The following is a 25,474-nucleotide window of genomic DNA, read 5'->3' on the forward strand; positions in this document are numbered from 1 at the left end:
ATAGATGCGATATACCTAAATTAATGTCGATGCACCGGCTCACGCCGGACTCAAGGCCTCTAACGGCAAGGAATGTGTTATGAAAACTGGGCTACTATTGGGCGGGCATGAGTCGGGCCAAATTTTTCTCAATGCTCGTTATGCAAATCGCCATGGCCTCATTGCAGGCGCCACCGGTACAGGTAAAACCGTTACCCTGCAGTGCCTTGCTGAGGGCTTTTCTGATCTGGGTGTACCGGTATTTCTCGCTGATATCAAAGGGGACCTTTCAGGCCTAAGCCAAAAAGGTGCACCACACGCCAAGATCGCTGAGCGCGTGACGCAAATACAGATCGATAACTACCAACAGAGCAGTTATCCCGTCGAGCTTTGGGACCTGTTTGGCGAGCAAGGTACACCCGTGCGGGCAACAATCTCGGAGATGGGCCCGCAGCTGTTATCACGCCTGCTAGACCTGAATGAGACCCAAGAGAGTATTCTGACGCTGGTATTTGAGTACGCGGATGATGAAGGGCTATTGCTTGTTGATCTCAGTGATCTGCGCTCAACACTGTCCTTTATCGCTGAGCACGGCGGTGATATTGATGCTGGACTGAAGGTATCCAAAGCCTCAGTTAACGCAATACTGCGTCGTCTTTTGATGTTAGAGCGCGAAGGGGGAGAGCACTTCTTTGGTGAACCTGCACTGCAGCTCGATGATTTCTTGCAAGTGGCTCGTGATGGCCGTGGCGTGATTAACTTGCTGGCCGCCGACCGCCTCGTCCAGAGCCCGCGCCTCTACTCCACATTTTTACTCTGGCTACTTTCTGAGCTGTTCGAACAACTTCCTGAGGTTGGCGACCCAGAAAAACCCACCATGGTGTTCTTTTTCGATGAAGCCCACCTGCTCTTTAAAAACGCCAATAAAGTCCTCCTAGAAAAGATTGAGCAAGTGGTGCGTTTGATCCGCTCCAAAGGTGTGGGCATCTACTTCATTACCCAAAGCCCAAGCGATGTACCCGATAGCGTTTTAGGCCAGCTTGGCAATCGTGTGCAGCACGCCCTGCGAGCCTATACACCCAAAGATCAAAAAGCGGTACGTGTTGCCGCGCAGACTTTCCGCAGCAATCCTAACTTAGATGTGGAAAGTGTGATCTCAACACTGGGGGTTGGTGAGGCGCTGGTTTCCGTGCTGGAGGAGAACGGTGTCCCTTCCATTGTGCAACGTACGCTGATGCGCCCGCCCTCGTCACGTATGGGCCCCATTACAGCAGACGAGCGAGCGACATTGATCAGCCGCTCACCTTGTCAGCGGCGCTATGCACAGGCAATTGATCCGCACTCAGCTCATGAAGTTTTAGAGGAGCGTACCAAAGCGCGCTTAGCTGCCGAAAGCGAAGCAGCTGAACGCGCCGCACAGGAGAAGCAGAAGCCGCGCCGCAGCAGCAACCGCCAGAGCATCGGGGAGGCACTGATCAAGAGTGTTGCTCGCAGCGTCGGCAGTAGCCTTGGGCGCAGTATTGGCAAAAAGCTAGTACGAGGCTTACTCGGCTCGCTATTGAAATAGCCTTACAAGCCCCGCATGGTTAGCAGCCGGCGGGGTTATTCAAACTCCATCGCTTCAAATACACGCCCAGCGTTTTTCGCCGCTAGCTCCTCGAATGTTTCAAGATGGCGGTAGGAAGACTGGTCAATCGCGTACGCATCTTCCAATGTGCCACCCTCTTCCAGCAGCTCACCCACTTTACCGCGCAGAAACACTAAGTAACCACGTGTATAGCGATCTACTGTGGCAAAATCAGTTGGGCCACCGTGCCCGGGCACAATCACTTTGCCTTTAGCAAACTCGGTGAAACTCTGCTGCCAAGTTTCTAACCACGCTGCCGTATCGGTATCTGGAAAAATGGGCAGCATCCGCTCATGGAAAGCGATATCACCCGCGATCACAACATTGCGTTCAGGAATCAAAACCGAGATATCCCCAGGCGAGTGCGCTGCGCCTAAATAATGCAGTTCAGCGGTTATCCCCCCAAGATCCAGCACCAGCTGATCATCAAAAGTACGATCAAGGGCCACAACCTCGGTGCCGTCACTGCGCTCTTTCAAGATCGCTTGCAGATTAGTTAATCCATCTAAACCGTGGCTCTCGATCTCATCGGCCGCGTCTGTATGGGCGATCACTTCAGCACCCAGTGCTTTCCAGTATCCATTTCCCAATGCCGCATGGGATTGGCCATTCTCATCCACCACATACTTCACCGGCAAAGCGGTATGTTTCTTTATCTCATCGTGTAGCGCTTTTGCGAGCAGATAGGAGGAGCCTCCGTTTACGACCAACACGGCTTCATTGCCGATCACAAAGCTCAAATTGTTATTGTGACCAGCATTTTCATAGTTGTAGTACTGAGTCTGACCAATCGCCGACCACACGCCATCTGCCACCTTGACCGGCGCACTATAGAGCAAGGACTCGGGATATTTATCAGGGATAATTTCGGCACTGACAGAACCACTAAACAGCAGGCCCGCTAAAAAAACCGCTCGCATAACACACTCCTTTTATTATGATTATCTAATCTAAGTGTATTCCTAAATCGAATAAATAACGAGCACCCCAACATACCACTATGGCACTAGCGATTCGCGACACGCGTTAAGACACTTTCGTACGCGTGGCACAGATGCTGACTTGCAAAAGGCGCCACCGATATCTCAGGTTTAGTCGCCATCGCTTGCAGGGCAACTAGTTTATCCACAGCAGATTCAGCCTGCTGGGCTACATCACCGGTTGTACTGTAAAGGTGCTCATGCGTGAAATACTCGGGATATACCTGCCGCTGCGGCAGCAAGGGGCAACAACCCAGTGCCGCAGCCTCTAATACCGCAAGGCCTTGGAACTCATGCTGCGCTGTGGATAAGATATAGTCAGCCGATGCTAGCCAGCTTAGGTAGGCCGCCCGACTCTCAACAAACCCTTGCTGATCAATACGATCACTAAAGCGCTGAGCAATGTCATCAAACACGCGCGGCGTGTGTCTAAAACGCTGCCCCAAAAGTGCAAATCGAAAGTCAATGTTGCGCTTATCAAGCGCCATAAGAATGGCATTAAGTAACTCAGGATCCTTATCAAACTCCCAGCGTGCTGCCCACACAATCCGCAATGGATTTTCCTGTTCAGACCAACACGCGTCTGATGCCGATGCATCGGTTAGATCAGGCAAGGGTACCGGCAGTACTTCACTGTTTTTCTCAAGTCTCTCAGGTAATCCTTTTGGCACTAAATCTGGCAGCTTCTTCAGTAATGCACTAACACCCTGCAAAAACGAACGCCGGTTAAAGTGAGAGTTAAAAAGCACATAGTCTGCTGCCAAAGCGGTGTACAGATTAAGGACTTGCGGCTCAACGGAGTTGTGCGTGTGCGAAGAGGTCGGATAGGCAAACTGATTTTCATGGAAATAGACAGCCGTTGGTATGCGTGCCAATTCGGGCACAAAGCCACGCAATGCGGAGAGATCAGTCATCGAGGTGGCTACCACTAGATCATATGGCTCGCGCAAGGTGTCGGCATGTTCGCCAAACGCCAGCGACAAGCTATTCCCTCGGACTCGCCACGCGAAGTAACGTGCAGGCAAGCAAACCTCAGTCCACTGCCAGTGGGGAAGCATCGCCTGTAATGCGCGCCGCCACTGAGCATGACTTTGAGCATCGTAAGCTGATAGCAATAGTACGCGCATAATTCCTCTTCTATTTCCTAGCACTGCCGTAGTGCAGAGTTTGTCAGATATACCCAACAATAAGCTTGAACTTACCCAAGGCTTCGTTAACAATTTGCCTGCTCATAGGGTGTGAAAGGGGTACTGTTGATCTAGTGAACCATACTAGCGATCAGGGCTTAACCTCTTCGTCATATTACTATGAGAGATTAGGGATTATCTCATTGTGCACCGCACAAAAAAGATTGACTTTAATATATTTGGCTATAAAATAACCAATATTGTGCACTGCAACATAAAGGACCAAACACCATGACAAACACTCTTGATTTCCAAAAACCAGTTGAAGCAATGAAAACTCTGATGGCACTGCAAGCTGCTACACTGAACAAGTCAGTAGAGCTGCAAAAGAAATCAGGTGAAGAGCTAGCTAGCTTCTTCCAAAGCGGCGTTGAAAAAGCGAAAGATCTGAAGTCGCCTGAAGAAGTTGTGAAGTTTAACATTGAATCTAACCAAGCGCTGTTCGAACTACTGAAAAGCCAAGGTGAAGCATTCACTGCACTAGCAACTGAAGCTGGTCAAAACACAATGGAAGAGATGCAGAAGCTGGCTAAATAATTTAGCAGCACCTGTGATAATGCCCCGGCTTAGCTGGGGCATTTTTGTTTCTACTGCGACAATCTGCCTCACGATCTAAACCACCCTTGTGGGTTATACTTGCCCGTCGGCATCAAGATCTGAGCTTACTGTGAACGGAAATCATCAACAGCTACTGCAGCTAACCTATATTCGCTTCATCATTCTAGTTGGACAGAGCGCAGCTATCCTCTTTGCGCTTTGGTATCTGCACGCAGACCTTAACCCGTGGCATACCGGCTCAGCACTGGCGTTGCTGGGTATACTTAACCTCATCACATACGCACGGCTACATTCACATTGGCCGGTGACACAGCCAGAACTGTTCTCTCAACTGCTCGCTGACACCATCATCTACGGCTTCATCCTTTACCATACCGGTGGCGGGACTAACCCATTTATCTTCATGTTGCTGATTCCGCTCATTATCACGGTCACTACGCTGCATCGGCGTTATATATGGCTGATGGCCCTAACAGTGATCGCCATATATGGGTCGCTGCTCGTGTACTACGTGCCCATTTCTCTGGCACGCTCTGATCATAACATCTCCGTTGAAGCGCTCTTCAACCTGCACATGATGGGCATGTGGCTAAACTTTACTCTGACCGTTGGAGTCATCACCTACTTTGTCTACACGATGAATCGCACACTCGCGAAGCACCGCGAGCACCTTATTGCAGCACGCGAGAGCAAAGTTCAGAACCAACAAATTTTGGCACTAGGTACGATTGCCGCCGGCACGGCACATGAACTTGGCACACCACTGAGCACAATGGATGTACTGCTGCATGACATGTCATTGGATACAGAGCTTAGCGACGAGCACCTAGAGGATATCGCGCTACTTCAGCAGCAAGTTAACCTCTGTGCCGCGAAGCTTCAGGAGATGGCACGCTCGGTTCAGGAGGAGTACCAGAGCGAGCGCACCTGCTTAATTGGTGAGTTTATCAATGAGGTGATCGAGCAATGGAAAATCGCACGCCCTGATGTCAGTTACACGCTGCACCTGCAAGATGATCTACCACCGGACCTGCGCAGCACCACACTGCTGCGCCAAGCCTTGCTGAACCTGCTTAACAACGCCGCCGATGCTAACCCCAACGGTATTGAGATCAGCATTCATTGGGACGAAAAGAGCATCTGGATTCTGATTCGGGATTACGGCCCGGGCTTGCCCATCGACAAGGTGAATCAACTGGGACAACCCTTTATCACCACCAAAGGGCGCGGCCTAGGTATCGGCCTTTTTCTAACCTCCACCACCATCACCCAACTGGATGGTGACGTGAAACTTTATAACGCCGAGCATCAAGGCACCATCACCGAGGTGCGCTTATCGAGGAGAGCTGTGCATGGATAACAATGAGCGTTTTCTGATCGTTGATGACGACCCTGTTTTTACACGTGTTTTGTCACGTGCAATGACCAAACGGGGCTTTGATGCCAAGGTTTGCCGCAGTGCGGAAAGCGCGCTAGAGCTGACAGCAGAATGGCATCCAGACTACGCCACTCTCGATCTCAAAATGGACGGAGCTTCGGGGCTCACAATTATTGAGCACCTTAGAGCGATCAACCCTGAGATTCGAATCGTTGTACTTACCGGCTACGCCAGCATCACAACAGCGGTGGAAGCGATCAAACTCGGGGCTACTCAGTATCTGCCAAAACCCGCCAACGCTGATGATATTCTCAGCGCACTTCAACAAAACGAGGGAGATGCCGATATCGAGATCGAAGAGACGCCGATGTCGGTGAACCGGCTGGAGTGGGAACACATCAATAAAGTTCTGAATGAGCACGATGGGAATATCTCGGCCACCGCCCGCGCGCTGGGGATGCATCGGCGCACGCTACAGCGCAAGTTGGCCAAGCACCCCGTTCGCAAATAAGTGGCTACTGATCGTCGATGTAAACCTTCGCATCGAACGTGCGAATCCAATCGGGATAAAACACCATAATGCCGGTCATCAGGATGCCGTTCATCAAGCCCTCGGGGAACATGATAAGTGGCAAGTATTGAATGTACTCTGCCGTAATTTTGGCCCACGTGTACGCACCGCTTAGCCACAGCACGGCCATCATTGATAGCCCGGAAACGGCAATCACGATACCTGCACCAACAAAGCCGCATAAAAACTGATAGACGAAAAAGTTCTTCGGAAAACGGCTCTCAACAAACCGCTGAATCGCGTGGGTTAACAGCGCAGGTATTGCCACCAAACATAAACCGTTTACCGAGAAACCTTGCCAGCTCTCAGTACCGATTATTGTCATTCCAAGCAACACAAGCGTGGCGGATAAGATCGCCAAATCCCAGCCCAAAATCAGAGTCAAAGCCGTTAAACCTAGGAAGTGGATACTTAAACCGGGAGAGATCCCAGCGCGCATGCTCCACATCACGAGCAGGACAACCGTTGCACCTAAAAAAAGGTGCTGCAAACCGCGATTCTCAACGATAACGCGCCACGGTGCGCGCCATGCAGCGATCACCAGAACACCCGCGAAGAGCAGATGCGCAAGCCACAACCACAGTCCACTTAAAAGATCAGTTGTAATACTCATAACACATCCAGAAACGATCGAATTCGCACGAAATTTGGTATTGTAGCGCCAAGCGCATACAATTGTATGCGTTCGCCCAGCCAAGTTGATACAGGTCAGTCAGTCGTATGCAAGTATTGGTCATTGATGATAACCAACTCATTCGGGACCTCGTCGCGACAATCATAGATGAAGTCGGCCACACGGCCTTACTCGCATCAGGTGCTCAAGAAACCCTCGAAATACTCGCTAAAAAACAGGTAGACCTGATCCTCATGGATGTTGAGATGCCTGAAATTAACGGCTTTGATCTTACCCAAAAAATACGTGCCGATATGGGTAGCCACTGGATTCCAATCATCTTTCTTAGCGCACAAACAGATACGCAGCACCTCGTAGATGGGATCAATGCAGGCGGCGATGACTATCTAACCAAGCCGGTCAATGCCACGGTGTTGCAGGCAAAAATTAAAGCGATGGCGCGTATTTCAGAGATGCAACACGCGCTTGATGCAGCCAACCGCCGCTTAAAACAGCTAACACAACTTGATCCGCTGACAGGCGTCCTCAACAGGCGCGGAATGGAAGAGGAGCTCAAACGCACGTGGAAACTATTCCAGCGCGAACAGTCGCCGCTTTGTGTGCTGCTTTTCGATATCGACTATTTCAAGCAGTACAACGATAATTATGGCCACCAGCAGGGCGATGAGTGCTTAAAAGCGTTTTGTGACATTATCAAGCAGCAACTTAAACGCCCAACTGATACGCTGGCTCGGTTTGGCGGTGAAGAGTTTCTCGTGATCTTGCCGAACACTAAAACGGAAGGTGCGTTTGTTATTGCCCGCAGCATTGTGCTGGCATTGAAAAAAGCTCAGCTCTCCCATGCAGACTCTCCGTTTGGCGAAGTGGTCACAACGAGCATCGGTATCGCATCATCACAAGACAACCCCAAGTCAGCACCCGAGCTGATTAAGCTCGCCGACAAGGCCCTTTATCATGCCAAGAGCGAAGGCAGAAACCGAATCGTTAGTTTCCAAGAGACGTTAACACCGCGCTAACAGGGCTACTCATGAGTACAGCATCCTCACGCTCGCCGCTTTCATTTGGCGCCGCATAGTAGCCTTTGCGCCGCCCATCCTGAGCAAAGCCAGCACGTTGATAAAGTGCCAGTGCCGCCGTGTTAGAGGATCGCACCTCAAGCATTAGACGTGTCACCTCTTCTGCCTGCAGCCGCTCTGCCAGCGCCAATAACAGCGCCTTGCCTAACCCGCTGCCACGCATCGAGCCTGTCGTACCGATCTGCAGAAGTTCAGCCTCATCAAAGAGGTAGGTGGCAAACACAAACCCCACCAGTTGCGCTTCAACAAAGACACCAATATTGATACTGCGTGGCCGAGCAAGCTGCTGGGCGATCTGCGTCGCACTCCAAGCATCCTCTTGCATGGCATCAGCCCCCAACGCCAACAGTTGAGGTAGCAGCTCCTCCGTGAGCGTTACGACGCGTTTAACATCCATAGCTAGCCTTGATAGACCGGCTGAAGATCATGCCAAACATCACGCTTGCACTCGGGGATACGTAGCATCTCAGTGAGACTCAGCGAAGCGATGGCATTGATATCGCTGGCATAGCTAAACGCCAAACCACGCAGTTGATCCAAGGGCTCATCCCGCTGCATCACTAGCTGCGCAGCGGCCTCTCCGAGTAGCACAACCGCCTTTGGAGCAGGCTGAGCTTGGCGGTACTTTTTAAGCTTGTGCTCCACCGCAATGCGCGCCTGCTCCAAACCTTGATCCAACGTAGCACCCGCTAACATCGGCCACGTCAGAGTATAAGCGGGCACAGTTAACGCTGCATCTTTACCCAGTGCACGCACAAGGTTAGCGCACAAGCGCTGATAAGCAGGGTCCTGCTGCCCTCGCCCTTGGTGCGGCATACTGTCCACCACCCAAAGCTCCTTAAACAGCCAAAAGCACAACCTAAATGGCGCAACGGGCGTACCTGTTTGGCGCGCCGTAAGCGCGACAGGTGCTAAGCCCTGCGATGGATCCGCCACTGGCAGATTAGGCTTAGTACTGGATGCTTCAGCCACACGCGCAGCACTTGGGCTCGGTTCGGTCAACTGCAAAGACGCTACCGTTACCGGAGCTGATTTTGCGACCGGCGCCGGAGCAGTATGCGAGATAGGCTCTGCTAGCGCACTCTCCTCGTAATCGGACTCATCCCACGGAATATCTTGGTGCAGAAAGGTATGCACCCAATCCGCCGAGCGCTTGGCACCCGCTAGCTCTGCTCGGGGTAACCAACTGGTCACACCGAGCGCTGCTAAATACTGGTGGCGCCGCTGCTGAGAATGCACGGGCGACTAAACCTGTGGGTGCGCTTTCTGAACGTTCGCATCCAGCAGGTTCAGTGCGTGAATGTAAGCTTTCGCCGAAGCGATAATGATGTCGGTATCAGCACCCACGCCATTCACGATACGGCCGCCCTTCTCAAGACGCACGGTGACCTCTCCTTGGGAATCGGTGCCGCTGGTAATCGCATTCACTGAGTAAAGCTCTAACGATGCACCTGATGCCACCACTTGCTCAATGGCGCACAGTGCGGCATCCACTGGGCCACCACCGGTTGATTCAGCTTTGTGCTCTTGGCCATCCACCATCATGGTGATCTGCGCCAATGGGGTTTCGCCGGTTTGGGAGGTCACATTCAAAGATGAGAGTTTGAACTTCTCATACGCATCGGCAGCACGGGTGTCTGACACCAAAGCCACGAGATCTTCATCAAAGATTTCGTGTTTCTTATCAGCCAAGTCTTTAAAGCGTGCAAACGCATTGTTGAGCTCAGCATCAGAACTGAAGCTGGTGCCTAGCTCCTCAAGACGGGAGCGGAACGCATTACGACCTGAGTGTTTTCCCATCACCATGCGGTTGGTATTCCAGCCCACATCCTGCGCTGTCATGATTTCGTAGGTTTCACGGTGTTTTAGCACACCATCTTGGTGAATACCGGACTCATGCGCAAAAGCGTTAGCGCCCACAATGGCTTTGTTCGGCTGTACCGGAAAGCCTGTCACACTAGAAACCAAGCGCGAAGCCGGTACGATTTGCGTCGTATCAATTCCTGTTTCAAGACCAAGATGATCTCGACGCGTGCGCAACGCCATCACAATCTCTTCCAGTGATGCGTTACCAGCACGCTCACCTAAACCGTTGATCGTACACTCAACTTGGCGGGCACCCGCAGAGACCGCCGCCAATGAGTTAGCAACCGCTAGGCCCAAATCGTTATGGCAGTGCACCGAGAAGATCGCCTTATCTGCATTTGGAATGCGCTCTAACAGTTGGCGAATCGTGTAACCAAACTCCTCTGGTACCGCGTAACCCACAGTGTCTGGGATATTAATGGTGCGAGCACCTGCATCGATCACCTTCTCAATGATACGGCACATAAAATCTAGCTCGGAGCGGCTCGCATCCTCTAAAGAGAACTCCACATCGCTAATCAGATTGTGAGCACGACGCACCGCACGTACCGCATTCTCAATCACCTGATCTGGCTCCATCTGTAGCTTGTACTTCATATGGATAGGCGATGTTGCGATAAAGGTATGGATACGGCCAGAAGCTGCGTTCAGCAGTGCTTCACCAGCACGATCGATGTCGGCGTCGAGCGCGCGAGACAATGAGCAAACGGTACTCTCTGTCACCGCTTCAGCGATCGCTTTAACGGAGGCGAAATCTCCCGGAGAGGCGATTGCAAACCCCGCCTCGATAACATCAACACGCATCTTCTCAAGCTGCTTAGCAATACACAGCTTCTCATCGCGCGTCATCGATGCGCCGGGGCTCTGCTCGCCATCGCGAAGGGTTGTGTCGAAAATAATAACCTGATTATTGCTCATTGAACCAACTCCCACTGAGCACAGTCTATGTTTAACACTGTGCGAAGCGTTCTATTTTATCGTAATTATGAGAGGCTGCGGAATTAACTATCCTGATTACAGCCGCCTTTAGTAACCACTATTAGCGCGACTTATCAGCACAAGGCGCACTCTCACGGGTTTTCGTCATCTAATAAGCGTCACTATAAAGCGGCTCGGTCCATTTGCAAGCTCCGCCATGTGTGATTAGATGCAAGCAAACACCCCGTATCAGCTGATAATTTACCACCGGTACAGAACAGGAAACGTTATGACATTTAACGACTTTGATACCCCTATCGATCGCAGTAACACCGCCAGCCAAAAGTGGGAACGCTATCAAGATAGCGAAGTGCTGCCTATGTGGGTTGCAGATACCGACTTTATGGCGCCTGCAAGCGTGATCGAAGCGCTCCAAGAGCGGGTATCTCACGGTGTATTTGGTTATACCAATACACCTAAGCGCTTAGAAGAGTTAGTAGTGCAACGCATGGAGCGCCTCTACAGCTGGTCGATTGAAAAAGACGCGCTGGTGTGGCTGCCCGGTTTGGTGTGCGGCTTACACCTAGCCTGCCGCTCGGTGGGAGAAGCCGGCGACCGCGTGATCTCGCCACAGCCGATCTATCCACCTTTTGTCACTGGCCCCCACCTCTCAGACCGAGTGGTCACACAGGTGCCGATGACTGAAGTGGCTGACCGGATGGTGATCGACTTTACCAAGCTGGAGGAGGCGATCTCACCACAAACGCAGCTGTTGCTGTTCTGTAACCCTCATAACCCCGGTGGCACAGTTTACCGCAAACCCGAGCTAGAGCAGTTAGCCGCACTTGCCGAGCGCCACGATCTGATTATCTGCTCTGATGAGATCCACTGCGATCTTATTCTGGAGCCTCATCTCAAACACATCCCCTTGGCCAGCCTGAACGAGCGGATTGCGCAACGCACAATTACGCTGATGGCACCGAGTAAAACCTACAACATTGCAGGCTTGGGTTGCTCATTCGCTATCATTCCGAATGCGGAGTTGCGCCAGCGTTTTAACCGGGTTCGCAAAGGCATTGTGCCCGACGTCAACCTGCTAGGTTACACTGCTGCGATCGGTGCTTACGAAGCCGGTGATGAGTGGAACAAGGTACAGCTCGACTATCTGCGCGAAAACCGAGATTACCTGTTACAAGAGATTAATAAGATTCCGGGCCTCAGCCTGAAACCGATTGAAGCGACCTATCTTGCATGGATTGATGTATCTGCAGCGAAGCTGGAAAACCCTGCACGCTTCTTTGAGCAAGCAGGCGTCGGTATGTCACCGGGGCGTGATTTTGGCGATGACCGCTTTATGCGCCTTAACTTTGGCTGCTCCCGTCCCCTCCTTGAGGAAGCCGTAAAACGCATTCGCACAGCGCTGCTCAATCACCTACCTGCGTAATACCTGTCTGGCCCTCTTAGGGGGGCCAATAGCCGCTAGGCCTGCTCAAACATAAAAGGGATCACCTCTTCTATGTGTGCAGCTTTTGTAGCCAACATCACGAGCCGATCTACCCCCAACGCCACACCTGCACAATCGGGCAACCCTGATTGCAGCGCAGCAACCAACCGCATATCTAACGGCCGTTGCGGCAAACCTAGCTGTTTGCGTTGCACGTTATCCTGCAAAAAACGCCGCTCTTGCTCGTTGGCATCGGTTAGCTCATGGTAGCCGTTTGCAAGCTCAACACCATCAACAAACAGTTCAAAGCGCGCCGCAACCTGCTGCCCGTTTGGTAACCTTTTCAAACGCGCGAGCGCAGCTTGGCTGGCAGGATAGTCCGTAACAAACACGGCTCGGCCACACAGCCGCGGCTCGATCACATGGGACATCAGCAGGTTGAGCCAACCATCTCGATCATCCATTGGGTGCTCCACGTCCACATGTTGGCGCATCTGCGCAGCTAACTGGGCATTGGAGGCACTCGCCAACTCGATGCCAAGCTCGCGCTCAAACAGCGCATCATAGCTGATACGCTCAAAGCGGTAGTCCGGTAGAAGCGGCGTGAGCAGCCGCTCGATATCGTCCATCAGCGCGTGCTCATCAAACCCGATGCGATACCATTCCAGCATTGTGAACTCTGGGTTATGAAAGCGGCCCGCCTCGCCATTGCGAAATACTTTACCCAATTGATAGATGGAACCGCTGCCTGCGGCGAGTAAGCGTTTCATCGCATACTCTGGCGATGTTTGCAGAAAACAAGCTTGACCGTCATTGTCTGGATGGCTACGAAACGACAGCTCAAAAGAGTCGATAAAAGGGTCGCTCACGGCGCATTGTGACAGCACCGCAGTATCAACCTCTAAAACCGCTTCATTGGCGAAGTGTTGGCGAATCTGTGCCAGTATCGCGGCGCGTTGGTGCAGCGCGGCTACTGTTGTGGAAGGCTGCCAGTGCAAGCTCATGATTGATGCCCCTAAAACCAAAAACGGCAGCCGAAGCTGCCGTAAATTAAGCGTTGCGTCGATATTACGCGCGGCTCACGTATTCGCCTGTACGGGTGTCGATTTTCAGCACTTCACCTTGGTCGATAAATAGCGGTACGCGAACAATCGCACCGGTGCTCAGTGTTGCTGGCTTAGAGCCGCCTTGCGCCGTATCACCTTTCAGGCCTGGGTCTGTTTCTGTCACTTCTAACTCAACGAAGTTAGGCGGCAGAACAGAGATCGGATTATCGTTCCACAGGGTCACCATGCACGTTTCGTTCTCTTTCATCCATTTGTAAGCCTCACCGATCGCTGACTTATCAACGGCGTATTGCTCGAACGTTACTGGCACCATGAAGTTGTACATCTCACCATCGAAGTACAAATATTCCATGTCACGGTCCATTACATCCGCACCTTCAACACTTTCGTTGGATTTGAAAGTACGCTCCCAAACGCGACCTGTAAGCAAGTTACGCATCTTCGCACGCGTAAACGCTTGGCCTTTACCGGGTTTTACGAAATCCAAATCCATAATGGCGCAAGGGTCACCATCGATCATTACCTTAAGGCCATTTTTCAGCTGGTTTGCGGAGTAATTTGCCATGATATTTCTGTCCTAAAACTGATTCATTAGTGGGCCTTAGCCCGAAAATTGACAGTCATTCTACTTGAAAGCAGAATGCGAGCCAATTCAATTGCAGACCAGCCTCATGACACCGCAAGCAACACTTTATCCTGCGAACTGGCAAACCGAGCTACGCCAGTCACAGCTCAGCGTTCAGCAACTCCTTGAACACCTTGAGTTAACCGGTACCAGCGCCGCTGTTAGCGCCTCAAGTGCTGCGGCGAATCAGTTTCCACTGCTAGTGCCTCCGGCTTATCTCAAGCGTATTCGCAAAGGCGACCCAAACGATCCGCTCCTGCTACAAGTTTTACCCGCAGCGGCGGAGCTTGAAAGCCACCCAGGTTATACCCACGACCCACTAGAGGAGGAGACCTCCAACCCACTGCCCGGTCTGATCCATAAGTATCATGGCCGCGTGCTGTTGGTGCTAAGCGGTGCCTGTGCTATCAACTGCCGCTACTGTTTCCGGCGCCACTTTCCCTATGCAGACAACCAGCTTGGCGGCGAAAAATGGCAGCACGTGTTAGCTTATTTAACCGAGCGAACCGATATCAACGAGGTGATCTTTTCAGGAGGGGACCCGCTAGCCACCAGCGACGCACGACTTGAGCGGATGATTAAAGATCTCGATGCGATCCCACACCTGCAAACACTGCGCATCCATACCCGCTTGCCCGTGGTGATTCCAAACCGCATCACAGAAGCACTCGCCAACACATTAAAGACAAGCCGCCTGAATAAGGTTGTGGTGCTGCATACCAATCACGCCCAAGAGGTAGATGACCAAGTAATGGCTGCCATCGCAACGCTAAAAAGCAGCAATGCAACCGTACTTAACCAAGCGGTGCTGCTGCGGGGTGTTAATGACTCGGTGGAGGCGTTAAAGGCGCTCAGCCAAACGCTGTTCAGTGCAGGCGTTTTACCTTACTACCTATTCGTTTTGGATGCGGTGGCAGGTGCTGCTCATTTTGATATACCGGACAGCGAAGCGATCCAGCTAGTTCAAGCACTCCAGCGCGAAGTTCCGGGCTACCTACTGCCACGCCTAGCCAGAGAGATACCCGGCAGACCCTCCAAAACACTGTTAGGTACTCATACGCCTTAGTGTGCCGTTAAGGAACTTTTTGCTATACAGTACATCCTACCCCGAGGATAAAAACGAAGAGGCTTGGATTCATGCGCACGATGCAACTGACACGATGGTTCGCCATCATCACAACGGCAACATTGCTTGCCGCCTGTAGCCGCGAGTCAGTGGTTGTTGCACCACCGCCACCGCCGCCACCTGCGCCTGAGCCGGAACCTCTGATCAGCTTGAACAACATGGCACCGGTTCTGAAGCAACGCTCGAAGGCATCTGGTGCTGAAATTGGTTTTACGAACACCTCTGCAGCGACTTATCAGTATTTGCTGTTCCGTGCGACCGCTTTTGATAAGAACGGTAATGTAGTCAAACCACGCAAGAGTTTAGATGAGCGCGCCTACCTGCGCGTTCCGGGCCCGATTATGCCGGGAACCGTTGTTGATAATCATCGTTGGGACAACACCTGGGCAGGCAATCAAGTTGCGTGTATCGATGTTGATCAGGTCGAGATCATCTTTGAAGATGGCAGCATCGAAATGGCACAAGGCAAGATGCTAGCGAACGCTACAACCAGCACTTGCTTCTAAGGCAAAGCCCCGCATCAAGCTGGGGCTATACTGATCACTTTTTAGTGGGTGGCGGCATGATAGGAAAAGCCGCCACATTACCTTTGGCATCGGTAATTTTGGCCACCCCTTCCTGCTTCACTTCATCAATACGAATCACAGCTTGCATCGGAATATAACTGCGCTCCACGCCTGCAAACTGCTGCTTTAACTTCTCTTCACTCGGGTCAACCACCAAATCGGATTGGCTGCCAAAGATAAAATCCTCAAGCTGCAAAAAGCCCCACATATCGCTCTGAAAAACATGCTTTACAAACACTTCGTACACTTGATCTTGATTGACGAACATCACGCGATAGATACGATCGTCTTTAGACATAACAAGCTGCTCTCTAAAAGGGTTGAAATCGATAGCTTATGATCGCATTGATGGGGACGTAATCGGAAATTACAACGCCCTGCAAATCTATGATTACCGCCAAGGCTGCTGTATAATTTTCGGTCTTTTTTTAAACGATCCAACTAAGGTGTGTAATGGCTAAAAAGCTATTTATTAAAACTCATGGCTGTCAGATGAACGAGTATGATTCTGCCCGTATGGCTGATCTACTAGGCGAGAGTCATGCATTGGAACTGACGGACAACCCGGACGAGGCCGATGTTTTACTGCTCAACACCTGCTCTATCAGGGAGAAGGCGCAGGAAAAAGTATTCCACCAGTTGGGTCGTTGGCGCAAGCTGAAAGAGGCAAACCCAGCACTTAAAATTGGCGTGGGCGGCTGTGTTGCCAGCCAAGAGGGTGAAGCGATTCTTGGCCGAGCACCCTACGTCGATATGATCTTCGGCCCGCAAACGTTACACCGTTTGCCCGAGATGATCGAAGAGACGAAGAAAGGCTCGGTTGGTATTGTGGATGTCTCCTTCCCTGAGATCGAGAAATTCGACCACCTGCCAGCCCCAAAAGTAGAGGGTGCTGAAGCCTTTGTATCGGTGATGGAAGGCTGCAGCAAGTACTGCACTTTCTGTGTTGTACCTTACACCCGTGGTGAAGAGGTCAGCCGCCCACTAGACGACGTGATCACCGAGTGCGTTGAATTAGCCGAACAAGGGGTACGTGAAGTAAACCTGCTAGGCCAGAACGTTAACGCGTACCGCGGTGCTACTCACGATGGTGATACCGCAGACCTTGCCGAGCTTATTCGCATGGTTGCAGCGATCGACGGCATCGACCGCATCCGCTTTACGACGTCACACCCGGTTGAGTTTACCGATAGTTTGATCGAAGCATATGTTGATGTACCTGAGCTCGTTAGCCACCTTCATCTGCCGGTACAATCAGGATCAGACCGTGTTCTGATGGCCATGAAACGCGGCCATACCGTACTCGAGTACAAATCCAAGATTCGTAAACTGATGAAGGCCCGCCCAGATCTATCCATGTCGTCCGACTTTATTATCGGCTTCCCTGGCGAGACAGATTTCGACTTTGAGCAAACGATGAACCTGATTCAAGAGATCGGTTTCGATAACTCATTCAGCTTTATCTACAGCCGCCGTCCGGGTACACCTGCTTCAGACCTGCCCGATGATGTCAGCGAAGAGACGAAAAAAGAGCGTCTAGCGATTTTGCAAAACCGCATCATCCAGCAAGCACAAGCGATTAGCCGCCGTATGGTAGGCACCACTCAACGCATTCTGGTAAACGGCTACTCCAAGAAAGATCCGGGGTTACTCTCTGGCCGTACCGAGAATAACCGCGTTGTAAACTTCCGTAGCGATAATCCAGACCTGATTGGCCGTTTCGCTAACGTAAAAATTGTAGAAGCTTTCCCCAACTCCCTGCGCGGTGAGCTGGAAAGCTCCGAACTGGATACGCTCCAGTAACCAAGGATCATCAAACCTATATGACCCAACAGCAAACGCAGGATATTAAATTCCTGCTCAGCCCCTTCGATGCAGAGGCCCTCGCGGGCCTTTGCGGTCAGCTAAACGAACACCTAAAGCTGATCGAATCACGCCTTAAAGTAACGATCAACAACCGCAGCAACGAATTTCATGTGAGCGGTGACACAACCACCGCAACATCGGTTGCAGAGATCCTACAGCACCTTTATCAAGACGCACTGGATGGCGCACAGATCACACCAGAAAGCGTTCACCTGCTGCTGCAGCAATCTGGCGTTGAACAACGCACGGCCACCAGCGCGGGCAACGAAAAGATGGAAGTCGCCATTCGCACGCGCAAAGCACTTATCAAGCCTCGTGGCCCCAACCAGCAAAAATATGTACGCTCAATCTGGAGCCATGACATCAACTTTGGGATTGGTCCCGCCGGTACAGGTAAAACTTATCTGGCAGTTGCATGTGCGGTGGAAGCGCTAGAGCGCGAAGAGATTGAACGCATCTTGCTGGTTCGTCCCGCCGTTGAGGCGGGTGAGAAGCTCGGTTTCTTGCCGGGTGATCTATCCCAAAAGGTGGACCCTTACCTGCGCCCGCTCTACGACGCCCTATATGAGATGCTGGGTTTTGAGAAAGTGGGCAAGCTGATTGAGCGCAACATCATTGAAGTAGCTCCACTTGCCTACATGCGTGGCCGTACGCTCAATGGCGCGTTTGTTATTCTGGATGAGAGCCAAAACACCACTCGCGAGCAGATGAAGATGTTCCTGACGCGTATCGGTTTTGGCTCTACAGCAGTCATCACAGGCGATATTACACAAGTCGATCTACCAAAGGGTACCAAGTCTGGCCTCAAGCACGCTTTGCATGTACTCGATGGCGTGAAAGGCATCGGCTTTACCCACTTCTCTTCGAAAGATGTGGTTCGTCACCCGCTAGTACAGCATATCGTTGAGGCTTATGACCGCTTCGAGAAGACTCAAGAGAGCAACGAGTCATGAGTTTCGTCGTTGATGTACAGCGTGAAGTTGAGCTCGAAGCTATCTCCGATGCCGACTTCGAGCAGTGGGTCAGCTGCGCACTCACTGGCCGTAAAACCGAGGGCGAGGTATGCATCTGCATCGTCTCGCCAGAGGAGAGCCAGCAGCTCAATAATGACTACCGCGGTAAAGACAAACCGACGAACGTACTTTCGTTTCCCTTTGATGCACCGCCTGAGGTTCCTGTCAGCCTACTAGGTGACTTAGCGATCTGCGCGGATGTTGTTGCTAGCGAAGCGCAAGAACAAGGTAAACCGCTGCGCAACCATTGGGCGCATATGACCATACATGGCGTCTTGCATTTAATTGGCTACGACCATATAAAGGATGCAGATGCTGAAGCCATGGAGGCGCTCGAAGTTGAGATTCTTGCCTCTTTGGATATTCCCAACCCCTATGAAAACGGAGAGTAAGAAACAACCATGAGCGAAGATCGATCGGGCCAACCGCGAAGTTGGCTGGGGCGTCTGGCCCAGGCGTTTACTGATGAGCCTAAAACACGTGAGGAAGTCCTGACTGTTTTGCGCGATGCAGCAGAAGAAAGCGTTCTGGATCACGAGGCCCTGAGCATTATTGAAGGCGCTATACAAGTCGCTGAGATGCAAGTTCGCGATGTTATGATCCCACGCTCACAGATGGTCGTTGTTGAGGCCGAGCAAACCCCAAAAGAGTTCCTCCCCGTTATTATCTCCAGCGCCCACTCGCGCTTTCCTGTTATTGGTGAATCACCCGATGAGGTGATCGGCGTACTGCTCGCTAAAGATCTGCTGCCATTGATTATCGAAGATGGCGATCAAGCGTTTGATATCTACAGCAAGCTACGCAAAGCGACTTTCATCCCCGAGAGCAAGCGCCTCAATGTACTGCTCAAAGAGTTCCGTGCTAACCGCAATCACATGGCTATCGTGGTTGATGAGTACGGCGGTATCGCAGGCCTTGTCACGATCGAAGATGTCTTAGAGCAGATCGTTGGTGAGATCGAAGATGAGCATGACGTTGAAGAGGATGATGGCAATATTCGCCCATTCGATGACAACGCTTACATCGTAAAAGCGCTCACCGAGATCGATGATTTTAACGAGTACTTCGATGCCAGCTTCCCAAGCGATGAGTTCGATACCATTGGCGGCATTGTGACACAGCAGTTTGGGCACCTGCCGCGCAAGGATGAAGAGGTGCATATCGAAGACTTTACCTTCAAGGTACTCTCTTCAGATAACCGCCGTATCCGTTTATTACAAGTGAAACGTAACCCGCTCGACTCCTGATCCTATGCGCAAATGGCTGCTGAACAAAAGGTGTGGTTTTGCCTTGCTTGCCGGAGCAATCACACCACTGGCATTCGCACCTTTTCACCTCTGGCCAATTGCGCTCATTAGCCCTGCCATCCTTTTCTGGCTCATTCGCTACCAAGCACCGACGCCCGCCTTCTGGACCGGCTGGAGCTTTGGCACCGGGCTGTTTGGCACAGGGGTGTCTTGGGTTTACGTTAGTATTAGTCAATTTAGCGCAACACCTGCACTGCTCGCAGCGGCTATGACGGCGGTGTTCGTCGCAACACTGGCGCTGTTCTTTGCCGCTCAAAGCTGGCTGTACGCACGTCTAAACCAACCCTATCGATACGGCGCTCTCACTTTTATTGGCTTATGGGTGCTCTTTGAATGGCTACGCGGCTGGTTATTTACGGGGTTTCCGTGGCTGCTACAAGGTTACCCTCTACTGGATTCACCCCTGCGCGCATGGGCACCCATTGGCGGCATCTGGTTACTCAGTTTCATCGCCGTGGCGATCTCTGTTGCCGGTGCCTGTTTACACAGCGCCAAAAGCCACCGACAACGCGGCTGGATAGCGCTCGGATTATCCGCTTGCTTAGGGACCTTCCTGTTGCCAAGCAACTGGACTCAGCCCATTGGCAATCCCCACTCTGTTGCGGTTGTGCAGGCGAATATCCCACAGGATATGAAGTGGGATAAGCGCTACCTACCAGAGATTATTGACCGCTATATACAGCTCACAGCAGAGCACACCGATGCAGAGTTAATCGTCTGGCCTGAGACCGCGGTGCCCGAAATCATCTACAACGCAGAACCGATGTTAGCGGCGTTCTTATCGGCACTCGAGTCACAAGACCGTACCCTCATCAGCGGTATCCCTTCCATTGAGTTCGACCGCAGCCACCCAGACGGCTACCGTGTACATAACAGCTTATCGGTGCTGACTGGCATCATGAACACCTACCATAAGCAGCGCCTTGTACCGTTTGGCGAGTATGTCCCTTTTGAGAAGCAGGTGCGTGGCCTCACGGCATTTTTTGATCTACCCATGTCGAGCTTTAGCTTACCACCTGCCGACCAAAAACCGCTCTTCACATCGCAACATAAGATTGCCGCAGCGATCTGTTACGAAATTGCTTATCCGGAGTTAGTCGCCGCATCGGCACAACAAGCGGATTGGATCTTAACAGTCTCGAACGATACTTGGTTCAGCCATACGCTCGCACCGGCGCAGCATCTGCAAATTGCGCAATTGCGCGCCCTAGAAAATGGCCGCTGGATTGTGCGCAGCACCAACAACGGTATTACTGCGCTGATTAATCATCATGGTGAGATCACTGAGAGTATTTCGTCGTACCAAGAAGGGGTACTGCGTGGGGAGATTGAACGGCGCGAAGGACTCACGCCGTATCAACAGTGGGGCAACATGCCAACCCTACTGGCCAGCTTGGCACTGGTACTCGTTAGCGCTGTTAGGCTGCGCCGAACAAAAAGTTCTTAATGAGCTCTTTACCGCCCTCAGTCGCAAAGGATTCTGGATGGAACTGAATCCCTGTGATGGGGTACTCGCGATGTTGAATGCCCATAATTTCAAACACGTCACCGGCAGCAACGCGCTGGCGATCTTCAAACTGATCCGCTGTTAGCTCTCCTACTACCGCCGTTAAGCGCAAACACGCTGGTAACTCAGCAGGCTCTGCCACTAACGAGTGATAGCGCATCACCTCTAGCTGATCAGGAATACCGGCAAAAATACCTGAGCTATCGTGCGTGATCGGGCTCACTTTGCCATGCATCGGCAACGCGGCCTTAACAACACGACCACCAAAGACGTGCGTAATACCCTGCATACCCAAACAAACGCCCAGTAGCGGTGTCGTCTTACCCACCTCTTTGATCACTTGAGCACATACACCAAAATAGTGAGCATCTTCGGGGTTGCCTGGGCCCGGCGAGATGATAATACGGTCCGCAGCGATCGCTTTGACATCCTCAAGTGTGACCTCATCGTTGCGTTTAACAATCACATCAAATGCTTCAATATGCCCGCGGCCACGTTCAGCGCTGAGGATTTCGCCGATAAATTGGTAAAGGTTGTAGGTGAAAGAGTCGTAGTTATCGATAATCAGGACTTTCATGCCTCACCCTCCGCTACCATAAACTGATCCAGCACTTTCTTAGTACCCGCGAACTTACGGCGAATCTCTTCGTACTCATCCTCTGGGTTAGAGTCAAACACGTTACCGCCACAGGTTTGCACGTAAGCATCTTCACCCTTAGCAAACACAGTACGAATCGGAATCGCAAAGGTGCAATCGCCGTTAAACGAGAAGTGCCCAACGGCTCCGCCGTATGGACCACGGCCATCCGCTTCAAGATCATCGATAATCTTCATCGCTTCAATTTTTGGTGCACCGGTGAGAGTGCCGGCAGGGAAGTTACTCGCCAATGCCGAGAACATATCGTGCTTTTCAGAGATGATGCCGACAATTTCACTTGAGATATGCTGTACGTGACTAAAGCGTTTAATATCCATCAAGCTACGCACTTTTACCGTACCAAAGCGCGCCACTCGGCCGATATCGTTACGGTGTAGATCAACAATCATGTTGTGCTCAGCAATCTCTTTAGGGTCATTCAAAAGCGCACGCGCCAACGCACGATCTTCCTTTTCGGTTGCTCCACGTTTAGCCGTACCCGCTAGCGGGAAGGTTTCCATCTCGCCTTGGCGTAAACGGAATAACAGCTCAGGGCTAGCACCGATCAGCTTTTGATCATCAAACTTGACGTAATACATCTGTGGCGATGGATTCACTTCGCGCAGCTGCTCATAGATGTTGATGGTGTCGCCATCCAGGTGAAAGCGCTTCTTAAAACCCACCTCTGTCTGGAAAATTTTGCCTTCGATAATGTCCTGCTTCACTTTCAACACCGCTTGCTCATGCTCTGCGCGGCTCATAGTGTCGCCAAGGTTGGTAATCTTAAGCTCGCCGTTGCCCTCGTACTCTTGGGCAAGAATCTCCTCCACCAGAGGCAAACGGTTTTCATCGTAATAGAAGTAGATCACCTCACCGGTCATCTTATCTAGAATCAGGCCATCTTTATAAAGCCCAAAACGGAACGCATCGAACATTTCACTGTTTTGCAGACTGAGCGATGGTTCAAAATAATTCATCGCATCGTAGCCAAGGTAACCCGTTAGTCCACCCGCATATTTACGCGAGATAACATCCTGCGGTACTAACTCACGCAATAGATAGTAGGGGTTATCGCTCTCATAACTTTCGGTATTACCGTCACGATCAGCGATATACAGCGTTTTCCCTTGCGCCCAGAGGGTTTTCTCGGGATCAAAACCAATAATGGAGTGGCGCGATATATAGCTCTCTTCACCTAGGGATTCGAGCATAAAGCAGGTGCTAAAACGCTTCTCGATCTTTTTAAAAAGAGCAAAAAAGTCACAGTCGGCTGACATTGTCACGTAATGGGGTTTGCGCGCTAAATCAATGCGCTCTGGCTTGGCCTTCATAGTCATCTCTTTCGGTACTCTATTTGCCTTGTAAGGCACGGGAACCACGTGTCACGGTGGCGATACCAACACCTAAGGTTTCTGCAATTTGCCGCTGCGGCACGCCTTGCTCGAGCATACGGAAGATCTGCAAACGCTTCGTGACCTCCGTAAACTCAGTTGGGGTTAGTAAAGCGCGCAGTGCAGATTCCATCGCATCAGGATCTTGCTGCTGCAACAGGTGCGTCACTAAATCTGATATGTATTCTTTTTCCGTACTCATGCACTAGCATACTAGTATGAAAGTACAAAAAGTCAATAGATAATCCTGCTGATCGCCATTTGTGCGGATAACCGGCCACCGCTACTCAATAGCAATAACGATCGCGCCCGAGCCAACTCATAGAACGAAAGCCCGATGAATTAAATTTTGCGTAATCAATGAGAGACAGTAGACTTTAGATTCTTGCCTTAATTGAGGCATAATCTATCGCTAATACTTCAAAGGGAACTGTAGTTGTGACGTTTAAGCCGTTTGTTCTTATCTCTATGATGTTAATTGCACTGCCTGCAACCAACACCTTGGCAGAGCAGGTGTACAAGTGGCGCGATGAGAACGGCAAACTGCATTTTTCGACAGTGCCACCCAAAGAGGTCTCTGGCGAGGCAAAAGCGGTGGACCTTCCCAAGCAACATCATGGCATCGACTCCGACCGTGTTAACCGCAAGCTGAAACATGAGCTAAACCGCACAGAGCGCCTGAAAGAGCGTCAGCAGCGCTCTTCTCATTACCGCACACGCCAACACGATACGTATGATGAAAACGCGTGCCGTGCAGCGCGGGAGCAGTATCGTAATGCGCGCGCCAATGGCGTAAAAGCGTATCAAGCTTCGACAGGCAAAATCATTCGCGTTGATGGCCCTGAGGCACAACCAGCACTGGAGCGGATGCAGCAACGCATCGATCTTTACTGCCAATAGCTCAAATAACGCTGTGCTGCATCTCCTCCATCACCCAGTCTTTAAACGCCTTCATACCGGCTGTTAACGAGCGGCCTTTCTGATAGACGAGATAAAAGCTCTTATTGGTGTCCATCTGGATATCGAAGGGGACAACCAATTTGCCCTCCTCGATCTCACGGGATGTCAGCGTACTATCCGCTAACGCAACACCAAGCCCCTCTTGTGCTGCGGCAGTTGCCAACTGGCTACTCGAAAGCTGCAAGCCGCGGCCAAGACCCGCACTATCTACCCCCGCTAGCTGCAACCACTCAGGCCACTCATGTAGGCGCTTCGACACACTGATCAAGGTGTGTTGGCGCAGATCATCGGGCGTGGCGAGCGGTTTGCGCCCAGTTAAAAGATCCGGGCTACAAACCGGCACCAGCAATACATCGCGCAGGAAGTGGATATCGATATCCGGCCAGTCTCCATGGCCAAAGTAGATCGCCATATCGGTGTTGGATGTGGAGAAGTCGATCAAGCCTGTTGAAGCACTGATCTGTAGCTCTATATCGGGGTATTGCTCCTGAAAGCGGTTCATACGGGGCATCAACCAACGCGTCAAAAAGTTGGGCGCAACGCTGATGGTTACCAGCGCGGGATCGCTTGTGGTAACAAGCCGCTGCGTCGCCACTTCTATCTCATTAAGCGCGTGCTTAATGGGAATCAGGTACTGCTCGCCCACGGGTGTCAGCTCAACTTGGCGTTTGTTACGCCGAAACAAAGCGATCCCTAGATAGGTTTCAAGCGCTTTCACTTGGTGGCTAACCGCTGATGCTGTGACGTGTAACTCATCGGCAGCCGCGGCAAACGACTGGTGACGTGCAGCAGCCTCAAACATACGAATTGCCTTGAGCGGAGGTAAACGACGCATAAAAACACCATTGATGAATTTTTCTCAGCATTTTGGTGAATTTTGATCGTTTGTGCAAATCGCGATTCGACCTTAGTATAAACCCATCAAAACAACCCAGTAACCACCGAGGTTCAAGATGAACGACGATATTCAGATCAAAACCGACGCTTCAGGCCAAATCGACACGCAATACTACATGGATCAAGCACGTGACCTGCGCGCTGAATACCATGCTGAGCTATTTGCAGCTATCGTGAAAAAAGTTAAGGCGTTACTGCACATCAGCACACCGAGCATCGAGATCCGCCGTCCAGCACATCACTAAAGCTGAACCGGCAAAGAATTTGGGGCCGAACGGCCCCCAAATTTTTGAC

28 protein-coding genes are annotated in these 25,474 nt (G+C 51.5%); 15 read left to right on the plus strand and 13 right to left on the minus strand.

The annotated features are described in order from the left end of the window. Positions 1 to 79: 79 nt before the first annotated feature. A complete protein-coding gene (locus EOE65_RS05000; RefSeq protein ID WP_127693205.1) occupies positions 80 to 1,546 on the plus strand; it encodes a helicase HerA-like domain-containing protein in 1,467 nt (488 codons plus the stop codon). 35 nt (positions 1,547 to 1,581) lie between these two features. On the opposite strand, the gene EOE65_RS05005 is transcribed toward EOE65_RS05000, so the two are convergent. Continuing rightward, positions 1,582 to 2,526 carry an MBL fold metallo-hydrolase gene (locus EOE65_RS05005; RefSeq protein WP_127693206.1) on the minus strand — a complete coding sequence of 315 codons (945 nt, stop codon included), beginning with the start codon at positions 2,524 to 2,526 and terminating at the stop codon, positions 1,582 to 1,584. Between the two features lie 86 nt (positions 2,527 to 2,612). After that, positions 2,613 to 3,713 carry a tRNA-queuosine alpha-mannosyltransferase domain-containing protein gene (locus EOE65_RS05010; protein ID WP_127693207.1) on the minus strand — a complete coding sequence of 367 codons (1,101 nt, stop codon included), beginning with the start codon at positions 3,711 to 3,713 and terminating at the stop codon, positions 2,613 to 2,615. 291 nt (positions 3,714 to 4,004) lie between these two features. Here EOE65_RS05010 and EOE65_RS05015 point away from each other — a divergent pair, with 291 nt between their 5' ends. The 3 genes from EOE65_RS05015 to EOE65_RS05025 all read left to right on the plus strand — a co-directional run bounded on the left by EOE65_RS05015 (position 4,005) and on the right by EOE65_RS05025 (position 6,220). Beyond that, on the plus strand, positions 4,005 to 4,310 hold the full coding sequence (locus EOE65_RS05015; RefSeq protein WP_127693208.1) for a hypothetical protein: 306 nt from the start codon (positions 4,005 to 4,007) through the stop codon (positions 4,308 to 4,310). A 130-nt stretch (positions 4,311 to 4,440) separates the two neighbouring features. After that, positions 4,441 to 5,691 (plus strand): ATP-binding protein, encoded by a 1,251-nt coding sequence (locus tag EOE65_RS05020; RefSeq protein ID WP_127693209.1) that lies wholly within the window; start codon positions 4,441 to 4,443, stop codon positions 5,689 to 5,691. Next, on the plus strand, positions 5,684 to 6,220 hold the full coding sequence (locus EOE65_RS05025) for a response regulator transcription factor (RefSeq protein WP_127693210.1): 537 nt from the start codon (positions 5,684 to 5,686) through the stop codon (positions 6,218 to 6,220). The genes EOE65_RS05020 and EOE65_RS05025 overlap by 8 nt, the downstream gene beginning before the upstream one ends. Positions 6,221 to 6,224: 4 nt before the next feature. Here the strand turns inward: EOE65_RS05025 and EOE65_RS05030 are convergent, their stop codons facing one another. Then, on the minus strand, positions 6,225 to 6,893 hold the full coding sequence (locus EOE65_RS05030; protein WP_127693211.1) for an energy-coupling factor ABC transporter permease: 669 nt from the start codon (positions 6,891 to 6,893) through the stop codon (positions 6,225 to 6,227). 107 nt (positions 6,894 to 7,000) lie between these two features. Here EOE65_RS05030 and EOE65_RS05035 point away from each other — a divergent pair, with 107 nt between their 5' ends. Continuing rightward, positions 7,001 to 7,930, plus strand: coding sequence for a GGDEF domain-containing response regulator (locus EOE65_RS05035; RefSeq protein WP_127693212.1), 930 nt, complete (start codon positions 7,001 to 7,003; stop codon positions 7,928 to 7,930). Here EOE65_RS05035 and rimI read toward each other — a convergent pair. From rimI to EOE65_RS05050, 3 genes are read right to left on the minus strand one after another with little or no spacing between them, the layout of a single operon-like run. Next, a complete protein-coding gene (rimI, locus tag EOE65_RS05040; protein WP_127693213.1) occupies positions 7,899 to 8,387 on the minus strand; it encodes a ribosomal protein S18-alanine N-acetyltransferase in 489 nt (162 codons plus the stop codon). The two genes, EOE65_RS05035 and rimI, sit on opposite strands and share 32 nt — an antisense overlap. A 2-nt stretch (positions 8,388 to 8,389) precedes the next feature. Continuing rightward, the gene (locus EOE65_RS05045; protein WP_127693214.1) at positions 8,390 to 9,229 is read right to left on the minus strand and encodes a uracil-DNA glycosylase family protein; all 840 of its coding nucleotides are present in this window, start codon (positions 9,227 to 9,229) and stop codon (positions 8,390 to 8,392) included. 6 nt (positions 9,230 to 9,235) lie between these two features. Then, positions 9,236 to 10,774, minus strand: coding sequence for a 2-isopropylmalate synthase (locus EOE65_RS05050; RefSeq protein WP_127693215.1), 1,539 nt, complete (start codon positions 10,772 to 10,774; stop codon positions 9,236 to 9,238). Between the two features lie 289 nt (positions 10,775 to 11,063). Here EOE65_RS05050 and EOE65_RS05055 point away from each other — a divergent pair, with 289 nt between their 5' ends. Continuing rightward, the gene (locus EOE65_RS05055) at positions 11,064 to 12,218 is read left to right on the plus strand and encodes a MalY/PatB family protein (protein ID WP_127693216.1); all 1,155 of its coding nucleotides are present in this window, start codon (positions 11,064 to 11,066) and stop codon (positions 12,216 to 12,218) included. Positions 12,219 to 12,253: 35 nt separating this feature from the next. On the opposite strand, the gene epmA is transcribed toward EOE65_RS05055, so the two are convergent. Both epmA and efp read right to left on the minus strand, forming a co-directional pair. After that, entirely contained in the window at positions 12,254 to 13,222 is a 969-nt protein-coding gene (gene epmA / locus EOE65_RS05060; RefSeq protein WP_127693217.1) for an EF-P lysine aminoacylase EpmA, read from the minus strand. A 64-nt stretch (positions 13,223 to 13,286) separates the two neighbouring features. Further along, positions 13,287 to 13,850 (minus strand): elongation factor P, encoded by a 564-nt coding sequence (efp, locus tag EOE65_RS05065; protein ID WP_127693218.1) that lies wholly within the window; start codon positions 13,848 to 13,850, stop codon positions 13,287 to 13,289. A gap of 106 nt (positions 13,851 to 13,956) precedes the next feature. Here efp and epmB point away from each other — a divergent pair, with 106 nt between their 5' ends. Together epmB and EOE65_RS05075 are read left to right on the plus strand one after the other, a co-directional pair. Continuing rightward, a complete protein-coding gene (gene epmB / locus EOE65_RS05070; protein WP_127693219.1) occupies positions 13,957 to 14,976 on the plus strand; it encodes an EF-P beta-lysylation protein EpmB in 1,020 nt (339 codons plus the stop codon). Between the two features lie 71 nt (positions 14,977 to 15,047). Continuing rightward, entirely contained in the window at positions 15,048 to 15,542 is a 495-nt protein-coding gene (locus tag EOE65_RS05075; protein WP_127693220.1) for a hypothetical protein, read from the plus strand. A 34-nt stretch (positions 15,543 to 15,576) separates the two neighbouring features. Here the strand turns inward: EOE65_RS05075 and EOE65_RS05080 are convergent, their stop codons facing one another. Then, positions 15,577 to 15,900, minus strand: a complete 324-nt coding sequence (locus EOE65_RS05080) for a DUF1820 family protein (protein ID WP_127693221.1) — start codon at positions 15,898 to 15,900, stop codon at positions 15,577 to 15,579. A gap of 155 nt (positions 15,901 to 16,055) precedes the next feature. Between EOE65_RS05080 and miaB the strand changes: the two genes are divergently transcribed. The 5 genes from miaB to lnt are packed head-to-tail and all read left to right on the plus strand — an operon-like array spanning position 16,056 to position 21,235. Further along, a complete protein-coding gene (miaB, locus tag EOE65_RS05085; RefSeq protein ID WP_127693222.1) occupies positions 16,056 to 17,405 on the plus strand; it encodes a tRNA (N6-isopentenyl adenosine(37)-C2)-methylthiotransferase MiaB in 1,350 nt (449 codons plus the stop codon). A gap of 20 nt (positions 17,406 to 17,425) precedes the next feature. Further along, positions 17,426 to 18,421, plus strand: coding sequence for a PhoH family protein (locus EOE65_RS05090; protein WP_127693223.1), 996 nt, complete (start codon positions 17,426 to 17,428; stop codon positions 18,419 to 18,421). Further along, a complete protein-coding gene (gene ybeY / locus EOE65_RS05095) occupies positions 18,418 to 18,873 on the plus strand; it encodes an rRNA maturation RNase YbeY (protein WP_127693224.1) in 456 nt (151 codons plus the stop codon). Before EOE65_RS05090 ends, ybeY begins: the two co-directional genes overlap by 4 nt. Before the next feature lie 9 nt (positions 18,874 to 18,882). Beyond that, complete coding sequence (locus tag EOE65_RS05100) at positions 18,883 to 19,728, plus strand: HlyC/CorC family transporter (RefSeq protein ID WP_127693225.1); 846 nt, start codon at positions 18,883 to 18,885, stop codon at positions 19,726 to 19,728. Between the two features lie 4 nt (positions 19,729 to 19,732). Beyond that, positions 19,733 to 21,235, plus strand: coding sequence for an apolipoprotein N-acyltransferase (lnt, locus tag EOE65_RS05105; protein ID WP_127693226.1), 1,503 nt, complete (start codon positions 19,733 to 19,735; stop codon positions 21,233 to 21,235). On the opposite strand, the gene EOE65_RS05110 is transcribed toward lnt, so the two are convergent. From EOE65_RS05110 to EOE65_RS05120, 3 genes are read right to left on the minus strand one after another with little or no spacing between them, the layout of a single operon-like run. Next, entirely contained in the window at positions 21,207 to 21,872 is a 666-nt protein-coding gene (locus EOE65_RS05110; protein ID WP_127693227.1) for an anthranilate synthase component II, read from the minus strand. The two genes, lnt and EOE65_RS05110, sit on opposite strands and share 29 nt — an antisense overlap. Further along, on the minus strand, positions 21,869 to 23,263 hold the full coding sequence (locus tag EOE65_RS05115) for an anthranilate synthase component I family protein (RefSeq protein WP_127693228.1): 1,395 nt from the start codon (positions 23,261 to 23,263) through the stop codon (positions 21,869 to 21,871). The genes EOE65_RS05110 and EOE65_RS05115 overlap by 4 nt, the downstream gene beginning before the upstream one ends. A gap of 19 nt (positions 23,264 to 23,282) precedes the next feature. Beyond that, positions 23,283 to 23,525 carry a Trp family transcriptional regulator gene (locus EOE65_RS05120; RefSeq protein WP_127693229.1) on the minus strand — a complete coding sequence of 81 codons (243 nt, stop codon included), beginning with the start codon at positions 23,523 to 23,525 and terminating at the stop codon, positions 23,283 to 23,285. A 236-nt stretch (positions 23,526 to 23,761) separates the two neighbouring features. Between EOE65_RS05120 and EOE65_RS05125 the strand changes: the two genes are divergently transcribed. After that, positions 23,762 to 24,223 carry a DUF4124 domain-containing protein gene (locus EOE65_RS05125; RefSeq protein WP_127693230.1) on the plus strand — a complete coding sequence of 154 codons (462 nt, stop codon included), beginning with the start codon at positions 23,762 to 23,764 and terminating at the stop codon, positions 24,221 to 24,223. A 1-nt stretch (position 24,224) separates the two neighbouring features. Here EOE65_RS05125 and gcvA read toward each other — a convergent pair whose 3' ends face one another. After that, positions 24,225 to 25,118 (minus strand): transcriptional regulator GcvA, encoded by an 894-nt coding sequence (gene gcvA / locus EOE65_RS05130; protein ID WP_127693231.1) that lies wholly within the window; start codon positions 25,116 to 25,118, stop codon positions 24,225 to 24,227. A gap of 118 nt (positions 25,119 to 25,236) precedes the next feature. On the opposite strand from gcvA, the gene EOE65_RS05135 reads away from it, so the two are divergent. Beyond that, complete coding sequence (locus tag EOE65_RS05135; protein WP_127693232.1) at positions 25,237 to 25,425, plus strand: RSP_7527 family protein; 189 nt, start codon at positions 25,237 to 25,239, stop codon at positions 25,423 to 25,425. Positions 25,426 to 25,474 lie beyond the last annotated feature (49 nt).

This window comes from Neptunomonas marina, assembly GCF_004005935.1.
Classification (GTDB): domain Bacteria; phylum Pseudomonadota; class Gammaproteobacteria; order Pseudomonadales; family Balneatricaceae; genus Neptunomonas; species Neptunomonas marina.

Bases quoted from the DNA above. Each gene is read 5' to 3' on its own strand.
- EOE65_RS05010 (WP_127693207.1), bottom strand. From the start codon at position 3,713: ATGCGCGTACTATTGCTATCAGCTTACGATGCTCAAAGTCATGCTCAG.
- EOE65_RS05115 (WP_127693228.1), bottom strand. From the start codon at position 23,263: ATGAAGGCCAAGCCAGAGCGCATTGATTTAGCGCGCAAACCCCATTAC.
- EOE65_RS05005 (WP_127693206.1), bottom strand. From the start codon at position 2,526: ATGCGAGCGGTTTTTTTAGCGGGCCTGCTGTTTAGTGGTTCTGTCAGT.
- EOE65_RS05075 (WP_127693220.1), top strand. From the start codon at position 15,048: ATGCGCACGATGCAACTGACACGATGGTTCGCCATCATCACAACGGCA.
- EOE65_RS05120 (WP_127693229.1), bottom strand. From the start codon at position 23,525: ATGAGTACGGAAAAAGAATACATATCAGATTTAGTGACGCACCTGTTG.
- EOE65_RS05000 (WP_127693205.1), top strand. From the start codon at position 80: ATGAAAACTGGGCTACTATTGGGCGGGCATGAGTCGGGCCAAATTTTT.
- EOE65_RS05035 (WP_127693212.1), top strand. From the start codon at position 7,001: ATGCAAGTATTGGTCATTGATGATAACCAACTCATTCGGGACCTCGTC.
- EOE65_RS05015 (WP_127693208.1), top strand. From the start codon at position 4,005: ATGACAAACACTCTTGATTTCCAAAAACCAGTTGAAGCAATGAAAACT.
- EOE65_RS05100 (WP_127693225.1), top strand. From the start codon at position 18,883: ATGAGCGAAGATCGATCGGGCCAACCGCGAAGTTGGCTGGGGCGTCTG.
- miaB (WP_127693222.1), top strand. From the start codon at position 16,056: ATGGCTAAAAAGCTATTTATTAAAACTCATGGCTGTCAGATGAACGAG.
- epmB (WP_127693219.1), top strand. From the start codon at position 13,957: ATGACACCGCAAGCAACACTTTATCCTGCGAACTGGCAAACCGAGCTA.
- ybeY (WP_127693224.1), top strand. From the start codon at position 18,418: ATGAGTTTCGTCGTTGATGTACAGCGTGAAGTTGAGCTCGAAGCTATC.
- EOE65_RS05050 (WP_127693215.1), bottom strand. From the start codon at position 10,774: ATGAGCAATAATCAGGTTATTATTTTCGACACAACCCTTCGCGATGGC.
- EOE65_RS05110 (WP_127693227.1), bottom strand. From the start codon at position 21,872: ATGAAAGTCCTGATTATCGATAACTACGACTCTTTCACCTACAACCTT.
- EOE65_RS05080 (WP_127693221.1), bottom strand. From the start codon at position 15,900: ATGTCTAAAGACGATCGTATCTATCGCGTGATGTTCGTCAATCAAGAT.
- EOE65_RS05135 (WP_127693232.1), top strand. From the start codon at position 25,237: ATGAACGACGATATTCAGATCAAAACCGACGCTTCAGGCCAAATCGAC.
- EOE65_RS05030 (WP_127693211.1), bottom strand. From the start codon at position 6,893: ATGAGTATTACAACTGATCTTTTAAGTGGACTGTGGTTGTGGCTTGCG.
- efp (WP_127693218.1), bottom strand. From the start codon at position 13,850: ATGGCAAATTACTCCGCAAACCAGCTGAAAAATGGCCTTAAGGTAATG.
- epmA (WP_127693217.1), bottom strand. From the start codon at position 13,222: ATGAGCTTGCACTGGCAGCCTTCCACAACAGTAGCCGCGCTGCACCAA.
- gcvA (WP_127693231.1), bottom strand. From the start codon at position 25,118: ATGCGTCGTTTACCTCCGCTCAAGGCAATTCGTATGTTTGAGGCTGCT.
- rimI (WP_127693213.1), bottom strand. From the start codon at position 8,387: ATGGATGTTAAACGCGTCGTAACGCTCACGGAGGAGCTGCTACCTCAA.
- EOE65_RS05055 (WP_127693216.1), top strand. From the start codon at position 11,064: ATGACATTTAACGACTTTGATACCCCTATCGATCGCAGTAACACCGCC.
- EOE65_RS05025 (WP_127693210.1), top strand. From the start codon at position 5,684: ATGGATAACAATGAGCGTTTTCTGATCGTTGATGACGACCCTGTTTTT.
- EOE65_RS05090 (WP_127693223.1), top strand. From the start codon at position 17,426: ATGACCCAACAGCAAACGCAGGATATTAAATTCCTGCTCAGCCCCTTC.
- lnt (WP_127693226.1), top strand. From the start codon at position 19,733: ATGCGCAAATGGCTGCTGAACAAAAGGTGTGGTTTTGCCTTGCTTGCC.